Raw genomic sequence first — 12,123 nt, 5'->3', positions numbered from 1 at the left:
TCGTCCAGAAGGGCGGGGTCGCTCATGGCGTAGTCCTCCGGGCGGCCACGACGAGGCCCGTCGCGGCGGCGGGGTCTTCGGTGATCCGCACGCAATGATCGGCGGCATCCAGGAGATGAAGATCGCAGCCAGGGAAGCTGCGGAACGGCGCCTCGCTCACGTCGGAAGCGTCACAGCGTGTCCAGGACAGGTGCGGAAAGCGAAGGCGCAGATCCGCGAGCACGCCAGGGCCGGCATCGCCCATGGACAGGATCCGTTCGATGTCCTCGAGATCGTCCGCTTTCAGCGCCATGTCGGTGTCTCTGGGTTCGGGATGGAATGCACTTGGCGGCGGCGCCTACTGCCAGAAGGCTCGTTCGGGATCGGCATTCAGGCGGTCGAGCATGGTCGCGAGCCGGGCATGGGTGCTGTCGAGGTCCCAGGCGCCCCGCCCATGATCCTTGCGAAACAGTTGCCAAAGGCCGCTCCCGGCATCGTGCAGCAGACGCGCGACATCGATCGTTCCGCCCGCCGGATCGATGTTCCGCGAGCAACAGGGGCTGACGATCTGGTAGCCGCCGGGCATCGGGACGACGCTCGGGGCGACATAGCGATAGCGCTTGCGCGCCATGAGGCTGCGCTCGATCCGCTTGCGGTCGAGGTCGTTGGGATGCGGACAGGGCAGCACCCCCGGCAGGATCGACAACGCCATGACTGGCCTCCGTTTCGCCGGCGCCGGACCGTCCTGCGGTCCGAGCGGATCAGCGCTCAAGGGGAAGGATCTCTTCCTCCAGACAGCCGACGACCAGATGGTCGCCAAACTCCACGAGATAGATCGGCTGGTTCGCCTCGGTATGTGTGCCGACCTGGACGATCTCGCCGGTGGCGCCCGCCCCGACCAGGCGGGCATCGACTGGCGCGTTCGGGAACGAACCGTCATTGATGAGGTCGGCCAGCGCTTTGACGCGCTGGCCCCATTGGTATTTCGGCAGCCGCGGTTCGATCATGCGCCCAGCCCTCCCGGCAGCGGGATCTCGCGCATGTCGTCACGTGTCACGACGGGGTCGAGTTCCTTGCGCTTCATCCCGACGCGGTTGCCGCTTTCCAGGAACTCGACGCCGTAAATATAAAATTGCTGGAGGAAGGTGCCGATCGAGACGACGTAGCCTTCCTCGCCCTTCTTCGCGAGGATGTCGCCGATCTCCTTGCCGGCATAGGTGCCGTCGTTGCGGATGGTACGCTTGGCGCGGACCTTCTCGCCATAGGAGAAGGTCGGGGGCGCGGACAGTTCCACGACGTCGCTGTCGCGAACGATGTTGCTCATGACGGGCTCCCTTGGATATGCGTGATCGCGCGACGCGAGCGGGCCATCTCCTGGACCAGAGCGTCCTGATCTTCCGCCAGCTCGGCGATCTGCGAGACCTCGGCCTGACGCGCCACCTCGTAACGCACGCGCCAGTCCGGATCGTGCCGCAGCCTGGTCAACAGGCCTGGCGGCATGCGGCGGGCGGCCTCCAGGCGCACCGTCGCATCGTCGTCCTGCGCCATGCGCAGCAGCCAGTCGCTGGGAATGCGCCGCGCCACCACGCGCCGCACCTCCGGCTCCGGATCCGCCATCATGCGGGCGAGCAGAGGCGGAGCCACCCGTTTGGCGACGACCAGACGGACATAATAGTCCGCGTCCGTCATCATCGGGATCAATTCGGCATCGTCCAGCAAAGTGGCGATGCGGATCCGCACTTCGCGGTGCGGATCGTCGCGCAGCCGCAGGATCAGCCGAAGGGGGAGGCGCCGCGCCGCGTTCCAGCGCACCGTCTCTTCCGGGTCATCCAGCAGATTGGGAAGCAGGAACGTACTGGCATGCTTGGCCGCGATCGCCCGCACCTCGAAATGCGGGTGGGCGAGATAGCGATCGGATAGGCTTGGATTCCAGGTGAAGAAGCGGTCGATCCGCCGGGCATAGCGGTCGTGGACGCAGGCATGTCGCAGCCGGCACTGTCCTGCCGCGCGCAAGGACCCGTGCGCGCAGGCGCCGCAATCGATCTCGCGTCCCTGCCAGTCAAGGGCCTCGGCAATGTCATTCGTCATCGTCCTGCCCCCTGCGGTCCAGGACGTCGAGGAGCACCCGCGCGCCGACTTTGTCGCTCGGATCCAGTTGCAGAAGCTTCTGCACTGCGGCCCGCCCCTCATCGAGGCGGCCGAGACGCATGTGCAGATAGGCGTAGCCCTTCAGGCTGAAGAGGAAGAAGCGGGGACGAAGACTTTCGTAATCGCCGAACGCGGCGTCGTGCGGAGCGGCCTTGCGCCAATCCTGGGGAAGGTTGTTCTCGCGCGCCGCCTTGGCCAGGCATTGCTTCGCCACGTCGAGCGCTTCGGCGAGTCGGCCCTTGTAGAAATAGAAGCGGTAGAAGCCGATCAGGATCGCGGCGTGGTCAGGAGCGATCGCCTGGGCCTGCCGCAAATGCTGCTCGGCCACCGCGTCGAGGTGATAGGACGCCCCGGCGTACCGCAGATGCCGCTCTGCCGCGTGCGGCAGGCCGCCTCCGAGGAGCGCGTCCGCGAGCGGCGGCGCCTCGAAGGCGGAACGGCGATCGGCTTCGGTCGGCGTCATGGTCAGGCCCCGGCGTCAGGCAATGTTCGACATCGGCGCCGGCCGGGGCGCCGAGCTGCAGGAGGTCGCTCGTGGATCGCGGAAAACGAGGCCGGTCTGGGCGGGGGTGTCGGCGAAGTCGATCGTGACACCGTCGAGCAGGATCCGGCTCTCGGCCGGGAGGAACAACCGAAGGCCGTTGCGCTCGACCACTGCTTCGCCTGCGGCTGGCGCCGGCCGGACGCTGATATCGGCGGAGAGCCCGGAACAGCCGCCCGGCGTCACCGCGAGCCGGAACCCGCTCGCTGCGCCTCCGTCCGCCCTGAGCATCAGGCGGATGAATTTCTCCGCCGCCGGGGTGATGACGAAATTCATGCGGACCTCCTCAGATGCGCGGCTGATAGCGGGGGTAGGCCGTGTCGATGACGCAGGTGTCGTCGACCGGGCAGACGGCGGTGCATTGCGGCGAGTCGAAATGGCCGATGCATTCGGTGCACTTCTTCGGGTCGATCACGAAGGTTCCGTTCTTCTCGGAGATCGCGACATTCGGGCATTCCGGCTCGCAGGCCGAACATCCCGTGCATTGGGAGGCAATGATCTTCAGCGCCATCGGTCGCTCCTTGGGCGGCTCGGTCTCGGCTGAGGGGTCGGGTCAGGCGGCGCTGGTCAGGGCGCCCTGGCGGATTTCCGCGTCGCCGCGCGCGACGTGCTCGATCTCGCCGCTATTGACTCTGTCGAGATAGGCCTTGAACCAGGCGATGGCGGATTTCTCGATGAATTCGTGGGCGTAGTCTTCGACCGGATCGATGCCGGCGGCCTTGAGGTCCGCCTTCGGGCATCCGCCGATCTTGGCGACGAAGACGGCATGGCAATCATTGATGGCGCGGATGATCGTTTCGAGGCTGTCTTCCTCGCCATAGCCGCCTTGGCAATAGAGGTCGACGCGGCGATGGCCGACGAACTTGGCACCCGCTGTGGAGAGTTCGTAGACCTGGAACTCCTTGGCATGGCCGAAATGCTCGTTGATCAGGCCGGAGCCGCGGGTCGCCACGGCGACCAGCAGCTTGATGTCGCTGACCGCGCCGGCGAGCGTGGAGAGTTCCTCCTGTTTGGCCGCCACCTTGGCGACGCGCTCCTCTTCGACCTTCTCCTGATAGGCCTTGCGCGTGTCGAGGTCGTATTTGACTTCCATCGCCATGATCTTGTCGGTGGTGAATTCGGCGCTGCGGTCCTCGCCCAGCAGGCCGACGGCGTCCGCCCGGCACTGCCGGCAATGCCGCATCATGTTCATCTCGCCTTCGCAGCTGTCCTGCAGGGCCTTCAACTCCTGCGCAGTCGGGCCGCGCTGACCGGTGAGGCCGAACACCGTGCCGTGCTCGGGCGCGGAGATCAGCGGCATGATGTTGTGGAGGAACGCGCCGCGCGACTTCACGGCGCGGTTTACCTCGACCAAATGCTTGTCGTTGATACCCGGGATCATCACCGAGTTCACTTTGCACAGGATGCCGCGCTCGGTCAGCATTTCGAGGCCGAGCAACTGGCGATCGGTGAGCAGCTTGGCGCCTTCGACCCCGGTGTAGCGCTTGTGCTTCCAGAACACCCAGGGATAGATCTTCGCGCCGATCTCCGGGTCCACCATGTTGATGGTGATGGTCACGTGATCGACGTTGAAGCCGGCGATCGTGTCGACATGGTCGGGCAGGGTGAGCCCGTTCGTGGACAGGCAGAGCTTGATGTCCGGCGCCGTCTTCGCGATCAGGTCGAAGGTGCGGAACGTCTTCTCCGGATTGGCCAAGGGGTCGCCGGGGCCGGCAATGCCCAGCACCGTCATTTGCGGAATGGTCGAGGCGACCGCCAGAACCTTCTTCGCCGCCTGTTCGGGCGTCAGCTTCTCGCTCACCACGCCGGGCCGGGATTCGTTGGCGCAGTCGTATTTCCGGTTGCAGTAATTGCACTGGATGTTGCAGGCCGGCGCGACAGCGACATGCATGCGCGCGTAATGGTGATGGGCCTCTTCGCTGTAGCAGGGGTGGTTCTTGACCTTTTCCCAGATTTCGGTCGGCAGGTCGCCCTGGCCGGCGGCCGAGCCGCAGCTCGCTTTGCCGCTGCCGCCCGTTGTGCCGCACCCCTTGTGCTCGGCGATCGCCTGCATGACCTCGCCGACATCCACGACGTGTCCGGCGCTGGCCCCGTCCTGCCCTGCTAATGCGTGCATGTCCGATCCTCGCTGCTGGCCAAAGGCAATTGTTCCGAACAATCTTCAGCAACTCGCGTGCCAGACCGTCGAAATGTTTGAATTAATTGAAATAACAATAAATTAGGGGAGCTGTCTGAGTGTCGCTTTGCCAACAGGCGCATGCGACACGTCCGGTGCATGTTGGAAATATTACAGTTCCGTACGGCGGCTTCCGCGGCGGTCGAAACCCGGCGTCAGGAAATGGAAACGCCCGCGAAGCGACGGGCGCTTCGCGGGCGGAAGGGTTCGGATTTACCGGATCTCAGGCGCAGAGAATTTCGCAGGCGCGTGCCAGCGGAAGCGCGATCGGCGTCAGCCCCTGCGAGAAGAGGAAGCGCATTTCATTCTTCGACAGCGTGTCCGGCTCGACCACCGCGACATGGCCCGTGGCGGACCGCTTCGACACCTGGCGCGCATAGGTCCGCAGAAGCTGGTCGTTGAAGCGGCAGCCGACGAACAGGAAGCTGCGGTCGGTGCGGCGGTCTTTCACCGCGTCGGGAATCGGCGTCTGGATGTCGATCTCCGTCAGCACCTCGACGTAATCGGCATCTGAGATCAGGAAGTTCTTCGCCGGAACCACGCTGCCGTGGGGCTTGTAGAGCAAGGTGGTCCACATCCCCGCCGCTGTCCGGTCGGTCTCCGCGCCGACTGCGTCGTAGAAGCGGTACCAGCGGTCCTCGCCGATGCCGGCCCGCGTGATGCCCTGGACCTCGCCCCAATCGGCGCGCGTGGCCAGGGCGGCGCGCATGGCGCCGTCATACCAGGTGTCGACGATCATCGGGAGCGGCAGCGCCGCGAGGTGGCGGTGCAGCGCCGAGGGGGCGACCGGTACGGCGAAGGCCTCGTTCATCAGCGCCGTCACCGTCGAGCGGTGCTTCATGCTCTCGATATGCTGGGCCGAGGCCCAGGCATTGCCCTTGGCGCGCCGGGGCAGGGCGACCTTGGTCGCGAAGAAGGCGGCGAGCGCCTCGGGGGTCATGGGGGCGGCCGGTTCGGTCATTGCCGCGAGCCCCGGGCCGAGATAGGGCACGACGTCGCCGGTTCTCAGGCGCGCGGCGACCTCCTTCAGGACGGCTTCGGCGTCGGCACGCCGGATGAATTCGACCGGGGGCATCTGGATGGTCATGGCGCGTCGCCTTCTTCGCCGCGCTTGCGGGCGTTGACCGTGATCGGCAGCGCGGTTTCCGCCGCCATTTCCGGGAGATCGAGGACCCATCCATTGGCGATCCGGATCCATCCGCCCCAAAGGCTTGCGCGCTCCGATTCGACGATGGGCTCCTCGAGATCCTTCTTCGGGACATAGATGCAGAGCCCGGTCTCCGGCGAGCGGCGGATCATGATCTTCATATGCTCGAACTCCCTGGATCGCCCGGGTCCGTCCCGGTCGCCTTCGTGGTTCAGGATGGGGGCGACGCCCGAAGATGGTCGATGATCGCGGGCAGAACGCCGAGGACCTGGTCGATCTCGTCGGCCGTCGTCTCGCGGGAGAGCGAGAGCCGGATGGCGCCCCGCAGCGCACGCGGCGGCACTTTCATCGCCCGCAGGACGTGCGAAGGTTCCATGGATCCGGACGCGCAGGCCGAGCCGAGGGAGGCGGCGATCCCCGCGCGGTTCAGATGGTGCAGGATCGCCTCGCCCTCGATGGCCTCGAACGCGATGTTTGAGGTGTTGGGCAGCCGGTGCGCGATGTCGCCGAGCGGGGTACAGCCGCCGCATTGCTGGAGCACGCCCTGTTCCAGCCGATCGCGCAGATCGCCGACCGCACCGTGCGGGTGCGCGAGATGCGCGGCGGCAAGCTCGGCCGCCTTCCCGAGGCCGACAATGGCCGGGACATTTTCCGTGCCGCCGCGGCGCCTGCGTTCCTGAGGGCCGCCCCGGATCAGCGGGCTGAACGGCGTCCCCTTGCGCAGATAGAGCGCGCCGATACCCTTCGGGCCGTGCAGCTTGTGGCCGGACAGCGACAGCATGTCGATCCGCGTCGCCCTGAGGTCGATCGGGATCCTGCCGGCCGCCTGCACCGCGTCGGTATGGAAGAGGGCGCCGACGGTGTGGGCCATTTCCGCCAGCGCAACGACGGGAAAAAGTGTTCCGGTTTCGTTGTTCGCCCACATCACGCTGGCGAGCGCGGTCCGCGGGCCGAGCGCGCGGCGATAGGCGTCGATATCGAGCCGCCCTTCGTGGTCGACGCCGATGCGGTGGATGCGGAGGCCGCGCGTCGCCTCCAGATGGTCGAGAAGGGTCAGGACGGCGGGATGTTCGACGCAGGTGGTCACCACTTCCTCGCGGCCGTCCTGCACCGCCAAAGCGGAGAGGATGGCGGTGTTGATCGCCTCGGTACCGCCGGAGGTGAAGACGATTTCCGGTTCCGCGGCAGCGCCGATCAGGCCCTGGAGCGCGCGTCGCGCCTGCCGCAGCGCGCCGGCGACCTCACTGCCGAAGGCATGGGCCGAGGAGGCATTGCCGAACTGTTCGGTAAAAAACGGCAACATCGCCGCGACCACCGCCGGATCGGTCCGCGTCGTCGCATTGTTGTCGAGATAGATCGGCACGGGTCCGCCTTGCTCAATGGCGAGCCGCTGCGCCGCCGGCCACGGGGATGAGGCGCACGAGCTCGCCCAGCTTTTCCACCAGGCGCGCCTGAATACCCTCCAGCGTGGCGCTGCTGAGCTTGCAGAAGACGCAGGCGCCCGTGAGTTTCACCATCACCCGGCTGCCCTCGATCCCGATCAGTTCGCAATCGCCGCCGTCCCGCTTGAGATTCGGCCGGATTTCCTCGATCACCGCCTTGATGATGTCCGCGCGGGTGGGTTCGGCGCTCGGCGCCTGTATCGTAGTTTCCTCGATCTGCATGACGGTTCTCTCCCCGGGAAAGGTTCGGACCGCCGGGGCGCGTGCCGCGGCCGGTCGATGAGGCAGGGGTGCGGCCCGCGGCATAGCCGGCCGCGAAGATCGCGAATTCGGACGGCGTTTCAGCGCAAGGGGGTCTATCCGAAGGACTTGCCGCAGGAGCAGCTGGACGTCGCGTTCGGATTTTCGAACGTGAAGCCGGAGCCTTCGAGCGCGACGACGAAGTCGATCGTCGTGCCGGAGAGATATTCGTGGCTCTTGGTGTCGACGAAGACCTTGACGCCGTTGCGCTCGATCACCGTGTCGTCGGGCCCCGGCTCGCCGACGAGACCCATCATGTATTTGTATCCGGCACATCCGCCGGCCTCGACCTGGATACGAAGCCCGCCGACCGGATCCTTCGCCGAAGTGATGGCGGTGCGGACCGCGTTCAAGGCGCTGTCGGTGAGATTGATCATGGCTCGCCCTTTGTGCTTGGACCCATTCGACAGGCATCCAGCAATAGGCATGCCATTGGCGAAGTATTTGATTTAACTGGAACTATAAATTCCGCCCTGTTGCTTTTGCGACCAGTGTAGACTTTGCGACACGGCGGCTTTGCCTCACCGCGCCGTCGGTGTGACCGCGGGTGTCGCCGCTTCAAGGCTGGTGCCGGTTCGCAGGCGCTGGCCCAGGGCGGCAGACAATTTGCATCGATCATTGCGGTCGGCACATGTGCCGAACTCGGGTGGACGAAGAGGAACGATCATGACGACGACGCTTGAAAAGACGGTCACCATCGGGGAGACCGCTTTGAGCCGCCTCGATCGCGAGGGGCGCCTGCTCAATGCGGTCCTGAAGGCGCCCACCCGGACGCCCGGCCGGTTCGGGTTCCGCGGCGATATCGCCTTGAAATTCCAAGTGCAGGTTGCAGACGAAAAGCGGCCGCCGGACTTCTCGATCGAGCAGGTTCTCACCGTGGTCCAGGCGGGCGAGCCGACCATCCCGATCCTCGTCGGCTATCTCCATTCCTTCGCCTATCTGGCGGTGGCGGCCGAGGTGCTCGACGGACTGCTCGGTCCGGATGGTACTTATTTCATGTTCTGCAACAACATCGACCTTCTGGCGAAATACAAGGTGACGATCGGCGGTGTGACCTTCCACGTCTTGCCGTGCGACGAATCCACGGTGTGGAAGGAGATGCTCGATCTCATGAGCATCGACAAGAACGACATTAAGAAGCTCGATACGGCCGGCAAGCTCGATTACCTGCTCGATGCCGCCCGCGGCTTCGATGGCAAGTATGACGTCATCAGCTTCGAGGACGGAGTCGCGCGCATGGAGCCGGTGAAGAACCGCAACGAGAACCGGCCGGTCTGACCGCCGCCCTGGTGTCACGGCGCATCGGCCGCAGGGTCCGCCTCGTCGTCCTCCACCAGGGTGACGCCGGTGACGCAGATATCGTCATCGAGCACGACCAGCCCGACCGGGGTGAGCCCCCGGCCCTTGCAGGGGCCGTCGACGCAGATCCCGGTGCCCAGTTCGAACAAGGCTCCGTGCTTGCCGCACATCAGCCGGATGCCGTTCGGGTCGAGAAACTGGTTGCGTTCCCAGTCGAGATTGACCCCGTCGTGCGGGCATTTGTTGACATAGCCGAAGACCTGTCGGCCCCACCGCACGACGATGATCGGCCATGGCCGCCGCCGGCCGTCCGGCTCGACGATCTCGAGATGGAAGCCGGCGGCACGTTGGCTCGGAATGTCGCTCATGCGGCAAATGGCATAGGCCGGATTGGGTGTCATCGTCCCTCGCTCATGACTGTCGGACACGGTTCGGTCACCCAGGAGCGCCCGCACGATCCGTTCGTGAGGCCGGCGGTATGGCCGCCGGCCCTTTCGACGCTCGCCGTCGTGGGGCTGGATGTGATCGCCCCGTGCTCGCGAGGGTTCTGCAAGATTCGCGCAAACGAGCTTCGGCCGCCACAGATCCTGAAAAATGCAGGGGCTCAGGCGGGCCGATGCGGCGCGTGTCGGAAATTGGACAGGGCGGCCAGGCACCGTGTTGCGTGTCGGACGCGCCTGTCCCGCGTCGTGATGCGGGCCGCTTGAATGCCCGGCATTCAGGGACATTTTCGGAGCGCTTCAGCCGTTTCCCTGCCCCCGGCCCAACTGGCACGGAACTTGATGCAACGCCGTCACGACCGCATCGGGAGATGGTCATGATCGTTGCGCAGGACTTCATTTCTTGTTCCCTCGAAGAGTTGAAGACGCAGCTCGATGGCGGAACGCTGACCGTCTATTCGGTGGCGCGCCCGCTCACGGCGGACCGGCCGGTCGAGCGCTCGGGCGTGCTCGCGACCTTCACGTTCGCGTCGCCCGCCTTCGACATTCCGGCCGAGGGGATCGAGAGGCCGCGCTTTCTCGCCGCGAGCGTCGCCGCGAGCAGCGTCGGCACGCCCGGATTCGCCCGGGCCCGCAGGGCGGATGGGACGGTGGTCGCGGATTTCTCGGCCGGGCCGGGCGACCGCGAGATCAAGTTCAACGAGGTGTCCTGTTCGCACGGCGCGCCGCTGCGCATCGTCACCTTTAAGTTCATGCCGGAGGGCGGATGGCCGGAACGGCCCGACTATTTCGACAGCCGGCCGCGGACCGGCTCCGCCATGCCGCGGACGCTGTGACCTCGTCCCGCAGACCGCCGAGAGGAGACCCAGACATGGCCAGTGATACGCTTTCCGGGGTGGTGAGCACCGAATGGCTCGCCGCGCATTTGGCCGAGCCCGACCTCCGCATTCTCGACTGCACCTGGCACCACACCAGCACCAATCTCGACGGGCGCACCCAATATCGCGGCCGCCATCTGCCGGGGTCGGTGCATTTCGACATCGATCACGTCGCCGACCCCGCCACGTCGCTGCCGCATATGCTGCCGAGCGCGGCCGACTTCGCCAAGAAGGTGGCGCTGCTCGGCATCGGCAGCACCGACCGCGTCGTGGTCTATGACCGTCTGTCCGGCGGCTCGGCGGCGGCCCGCGTGTGGTGGATGTTCCGCGTGTTCGGGCACCGCAACGTGGCGCTTCTGGACGGCGGTTTCGGCAAATGGCTCAAGGACAAGCTGCCGACCGAAATGACCGCCGTCCGGCCGGAGCCCAAGGCGTTTTCCGCCGCGGTGGACGCATCCCTCGTGCGCACCCTCGGCCAGATGACGGCCAATCTCGAAAGCGGCGCCGAACAGGTGATCGACGCCCGAGGACCGGGCAGGTTCGCAGGGCTCCAGCCGGACGTGTTTCCGTTCAAGAAGCTCGGCCATATTCCCGGCGCGATCAATGTGCCCTGGGCGGATCTGATCCATCCGGAGACCGGCGCGATGCTGCCGCCCGCGGCGCTGGCCGCGCGGTTCGCCGCCGCCGGGATCGATCTCGGCCGGCCATGCGTCGCCACATGCGCCTCCGGAATCACGTCCTGCGTCACCGCGCTCGGTCTGTTCCTGCTCGGGCAGGAGGCCACTTCCGTCTATGACGGCTCCTGGGCCGAATGGGAGCGGGCGGACGACATGCCGGCCGTGGTGGCGGCATGAGCGCGGAGACCTCCGGCCCGGCCGGCGACGAAAGCCGGCAGGACCCGAACCTCGCGCTATCGGGGCAGGATTACGCACTCACCACCTGCGCCGCCGGCGCGGTCCTGGAACTGCGCTTCAAGCCGGAACGCCGCGTGGCGCGCCTCGCCGGCGAGGACGCCGCGCGGTTCCGCGCGGATTTTGCGGTGATCGTGGCACAGCATCCCGGCTGGCCGGCCGACCGGTCCCTCGCCCAATTATGGGATCAGGGCGGCTATGGCTGGCTTTCGACCGAGGACGAGGGGGCAGCGGAGGATCGCCGATGAGGACGCTCGTGAAGACGACCCTGGACGGGCGCAAAGTGGAGGTCGTCGGCCTCGCCATTTGCCTCGACGGCAAGCTGGAGGCGTTCGACCTGATCGAGGTCAAGATGCATCCCAACCGTCGGGCGATCCTCGCGGCCGCGCCCGACGCGACCCACATGGCCGGGCGGATCGCGCTGTCAGGCGCGGAGGCGCAGCGGGTCGAGGACGCGCTGCGCGGAGCGCACGACGACATTCTTCGAAGCCCCGCCGCCATCAACGAGCGTTTCCGCATCGCGATCCGCCGCAAAGCGTGCGAGGAAGGCATCGAATGAGCGCGATGATCCTGCGATGCGGGGGGTGTGGACATCCACGATGCAGACCGTCACGTCTTCGTCCGCAAGCTGATGACGGGCCTGTTTCGATGCGCGCCGCATCGCGCAATTCACGCTATATTCCGTAGAATTTATTATTCGAAATCATACCAGATGCTTTTGTGAAAAAAATAGACTATTTGAAATATTATAACTTGAACGTTTTTAGTAGAAAAATGGATTTTTTGTACGTGCGTTGATAGATATGATTTAGACGAGAAGTGCTGTTTTTAAATTTTAGTGCGTGAATATACTTCGTTAACG

Annotated in this window: 20 protein-coding genes; 5 read left to right on the top strand and 15 right to left on the bottom strand. The window is 65.6% G+C overall.

Annotated features, from left to right (window positions below; translation table 11 throughout):
• Positions 1–22: 22 nt before the first annotated feature.
• The 14 genes from EDC64_RS01975 to EDC64_RS01910 form a co-directional block, all read right to left on the bottom strand.
• Entirely contained in the window at positions 23–292 is a 270-nt protein-coding gene (locus tag EDC64_RS01975) for a hypothetical protein (RefSeq protein WP_132029265.1), read from the bottom strand.
• Positions 293–337: 45 nt separating this feature from the next.
• A complete protein-coding gene (locus EDC64_RS01970; RefSeq protein WP_132029262.1) occupies positions 338–691 on the bottom strand; it encodes a DUF3024 domain-containing protein in 354 nt (117 codons plus the stop codon).
• Positions 692–740: 49 nt separating this feature from the next.
• Positions 741–986, bottom strand: coding sequence for a nitrogen fixation protein NifZ (locus tag EDC64_RS01965; protein ID WP_132029259.1), 246 nt, complete (start codon positions 984–986; stop codon positions 741–743).
• On the bottom strand, positions 983–1,303 hold the full coding sequence (locus EDC64_RS01960) for a nitrogen fixation protein NifZ (RefSeq protein WP_132029256.1): 321 nt from the start codon (positions 1,301–1,303) through the stop codon (positions 983–985). Before EDC64_RS01960 ends, EDC64_RS01965 begins: the two co-directional genes overlap by 4 nt.
• A complete protein-coding gene (locus EDC64_RS01955) occupies positions 1,300–2,067 on the bottom strand; it encodes a 4Fe4S-binding leucine-rich repeat protein (protein ID WP_132029253.1) in 768 nt (255 codons plus the stop codon). Before EDC64_RS01955 ends, EDC64_RS01960 begins: the two co-directional genes overlap by 4 nt.
• A complete protein-coding gene (locus tag EDC64_RS01950) occupies positions 2,057–2,590 on the bottom strand; it encodes a tetratricopeptide repeat protein (RefSeq protein WP_132029250.1) in 534 nt (177 codons plus the stop codon). Before EDC64_RS01950 ends, EDC64_RS01955 begins: the two co-directional genes overlap by 11 nt.
• Positions 2,591–2,605: 15 nt before the next feature.
• The gene (locus EDC64_RS01945; protein ID WP_132029247.1) at positions 2,606–2,944 is read right to left on the bottom strand and encodes a HesB/IscA family protein; all 339 of its coding nucleotides are present in this window, start codon (positions 2,942–2,944) and stop codon (positions 2,606–2,608) included.
• A gap of 10 nt (positions 2,945–2,954) precedes the next feature.
• Positions 2,955–3,179, bottom strand: a complete 225-nt coding sequence (locus EDC64_RS01940; RefSeq protein ID WP_132029244.1) for a YfhL family 4Fe-4S dicluster ferredoxin — start codon at positions 3,177–3,179, stop codon at positions 2,955–2,957.
• A 42-nt stretch (positions 3,180–3,221) separates the two neighbouring features.
• The gene (gene nifB / locus EDC64_RS01935) at positions 3,222–4,784 is read right to left on the bottom strand and encodes a nitrogenase cofactor biosynthesis protein NifB (RefSeq protein WP_132029241.1); all 1,563 of its coding nucleotides are present in this window, start codon (positions 4,782–4,784) and stop codon (positions 3,222–3,224) included.
• Positions 4,785–5,067: 283 nt separating this feature from the next.
• Positions 5,068–5,931, bottom strand: coding sequence for an SIR2 family NAD-dependent protein deacylase (locus tag EDC64_RS01930; RefSeq protein ID WP_132029238.1), 864 nt, complete (start codon positions 5,929–5,931; stop codon positions 5,068–5,070).
• Positions 5,928–6,152 carry a putative nitrogen fixation protein NifT gene (nifT, locus tag EDC64_RS01925; protein ID WP_132029235.1) on the bottom strand — a complete coding sequence of 75 codons (225 nt, stop codon included), beginning with the start codon at positions 6,150–6,152 and terminating at the stop codon, positions 5,928–5,930. Before nifT ends, EDC64_RS01930 begins: the two co-directional genes overlap by 4 nt.
• A gap of 50 nt (positions 6,153–6,202) precedes the next feature.
• Positions 6,203–7,354, bottom strand: a complete 1,152-nt coding sequence (gene nifS, locus EDC64_RS01920) for a cysteine desulfurase NifS (protein ID WP_132029232.1) — start codon at positions 7,352–7,354, stop codon at positions 6,203–6,205.
• Between the two features lie 13 nt (positions 7,355–7,367).
• Positions 7,368–7,655, bottom strand: coding sequence for a NifU family protein (locus EDC64_RS01915; protein WP_132029229.1), 288 nt, complete (start codon positions 7,653–7,655; stop codon positions 7,368–7,370).
• Positions 7,656–7,789: 134 nt separating this feature from the next.
• Complete coding sequence (locus EDC64_RS01910; RefSeq protein ID WP_132029226.1) at positions 7,790–8,110, bottom strand: HesB/IscA family protein; 321 nt, start codon at positions 8,108–8,110, stop codon at positions 7,790–7,792.
• Positions 8,111–8,399: 289 nt separating this feature from the next.
• Between EDC64_RS01910 and EDC64_RS01905 the strand changes: the two genes are divergently transcribed.
• Positions 8,400–9,011, top strand: coding sequence for a hypothetical protein (locus EDC64_RS01905; RefSeq protein WP_132029223.1), 612 nt, complete (start codon positions 8,400–8,402; stop codon positions 9,009–9,011).
• A gap of 14 nt (positions 9,012–9,025) precedes the next feature.
• On the opposite strand, the gene EDC64_RS01900 is transcribed toward EDC64_RS01905, so the two are convergent.
• The gene (locus tag EDC64_RS01900) at positions 9,026–9,433 is read right to left on the bottom strand and encodes a Rieske (2Fe-2S) protein (protein WP_132029220.1); all 408 of its coding nucleotides are present in this window, start codon (positions 9,431–9,433) and stop codon (positions 9,026–9,028) included.
• Between the two features lie 416 nt (positions 9,434–9,849).
• Between EDC64_RS01900 and EDC64_RS01895 the strand changes: the two genes are divergently transcribed.
• The 4 genes from EDC64_RS01895 to EDC64_RS01880 are packed head-to-tail and all read left to right on the top strand — an operon-like array spanning position 9,850 to position 11,820.
• Entirely contained in the window at positions 9,850–10,308 is a 459-nt protein-coding gene (locus EDC64_RS01895) for a hypothetical protein (protein WP_132029218.1), read from the top strand.
• A 35-nt stretch (positions 10,309–10,343) separates the two neighbouring features.
• Positions 10,344–11,204: a sulfurtransferase gene (locus tag EDC64_RS01890; protein ID WP_132029215.1), complete on the top strand. Its 861-nt coding sequence runs from the start codon at positions 10,344–10,346 to the stop codon at positions 11,202–11,204.
• Entirely contained in the window at positions 11,201–11,509 is a 309-nt protein-coding gene (locus tag EDC64_RS01885; protein ID WP_132029212.1) for a hypothetical protein, read from the top strand. The genes EDC64_RS01890 and EDC64_RS01885 overlap by 4 nt, the downstream gene beginning before the upstream one ends.
• Positions 11,506–11,820, top strand: a complete 315-nt coding sequence (locus tag EDC64_RS01880) for a hypothetical protein (RefSeq protein WP_132029209.1) — start codon at positions 11,506–11,508, stop codon at positions 11,818–11,820. Before EDC64_RS01885 ends, EDC64_RS01880 begins: the two co-directional genes overlap by 4 nt.
• The last annotated feature ends 303 nt before the right edge of the window (positions 11,821–12,123 follow it).

This window comes from Aquabacter spiritensis, from assembly GCF_004346185.1.
Lineage (GTDB): Bacteria > Pseudomonadota > Alphaproteobacteria > Rhizobiales > Xanthobacteraceae > Aquabacter > Aquabacter spiritensis.
Note: the sequence above shows the minus strand (reverse complement) of the source record. Positions and strands in the feature narration are given on the sequence as shown.

What these genes read in the sequence shown, in the direction of transcription:
- EDC64_RS01975 (WP_132029265.1), bottom strand. Translation starts at nt 292, where the DNA reads ATGGCGCTGAAAGCGGACGATCTCGAGGACATCGAACGGATCCTGTCC.
- EDC64_RS01970 (WP_132029262.1), bottom strand. Translation starts at nt 691, where the DNA reads ATGGCGTTGTCGATCCTGCCGGGGGTGCTGCCCTGTCCGCATCCCAAC.
- EDC64_RS01965 (WP_132029259.1), bottom strand. Translation starts at nt 986, where the DNA reads ATGATCGAACCGCGGCTGCCGAAATACCAATGGGGCCAGCGCGTCAAA.
- EDC64_RS01960 (WP_132029256.1), bottom strand. Translation starts at nt 1,303, where the DNA reads ATGAGCAACATCGTTCGCGACAGCGACGTCGTGGAACTGTCCGCGCCC.
- EDC64_RS01955 (WP_132029253.1), bottom strand. Translation starts at nt 2,067, where the DNA reads ATGACGAATGACATTGCCGAGGCCCTTGACTGGCAGGGACGCGAGATC.
- EDC64_RS01950 (WP_132029250.1), bottom strand. Translation starts at nt 2,590, where the DNA reads ATGACGCCGACCGAAGCCGATCGCCGTTCCGCCTTCGAGGCGCCGCCG.
- EDC64_RS01945 (WP_132029247.1), bottom strand. Translation starts at nt 2,944, where the DNA reads ATGAATTTCGTCATCACCCCGGCGGCGGAGAAATTCATCCGCCTGATG.
- EDC64_RS01940 (WP_132029244.1), bottom strand. Translation starts at nt 3,179, where the DNA reads ATGGCGCTGAAGATCATTGCCTCCCAATGCACGGGATGTTCGGCCTGC.
- nifB (WP_132029241.1), bottom strand. Translation starts at nt 4,784, where the DNA reads ATGCACGCATTAGCAGGGCAGGACGGGGCCAGCGCCGGACACGTCGTG.
- EDC64_RS01930 (WP_132029238.1), bottom strand. Translation starts at nt 5,931, where the DNA reads ATGACCATCCAGATGCCCCCGGTCGAATTCATCCGGCGTGCCGACGCC.
- nifT (WP_132029235.1), bottom strand. Translation starts at nt 6,152, where the DNA reads ATGAAGATCATGATCCGCCGCTCGCCGGAGACCGGGCTCTGCATCTAT.
- EDC64_RS01915 (WP_132029229.1), bottom strand. Translation starts at nt 7,655, where the DNA reads ATGCAGATCGAGGAAACTACGATACAGGCGCCGAGCGCCGAACCCACC.
- EDC64_RS01910 (WP_132029226.1), bottom strand. Translation starts at nt 8,110, where the DNA reads ATGATCAATCTCACCGACAGCGCCTTGAACGCGGTCCGCACCGCCATC.
- EDC64_RS01905 (WP_132029223.1), top strand. Translation starts at nt 8,400, where the DNA reads ATGACGACGACGCTTGAAAAGACGGTCACCATCGGGGAGACCGCTTTG.
- EDC64_RS01900 (WP_132029220.1), bottom strand. Translation starts at nt 9,433, where the DNA reads ATGACACCCAATCCGGCCTATGCCATTTGCCGCATGAGCGACATTCCG.
- EDC64_RS01895 (WP_132029218.1), top strand. Translation starts at nt 9,850, where the DNA reads ATGATCGTTGCGCAGGACTTCATTTCTTGTTCCCTCGAAGAGTTGAAG.
- EDC64_RS01890 (WP_132029215.1), top strand. Translation starts at nt 10,344, where the DNA reads ATGGCCAGTGATACGCTTTCCGGGGTGGTGAGCACCGAATGGCTCGCC.
- EDC64_RS01885 (WP_132029212.1), top strand. Translation starts at nt 11,201, where the DNA reads ATGAGCGCGGAGACCTCCGGCCCGGCCGGCGACGAAAGCCGGCAGGAC.
- EDC64_RS01880 (WP_132029209.1), top strand. Translation starts at nt 11,506, where the DNA reads ATGAGGACGCTCGTGAAGACGACCCTGGACGGGCGCAAAGTGGAGGTC.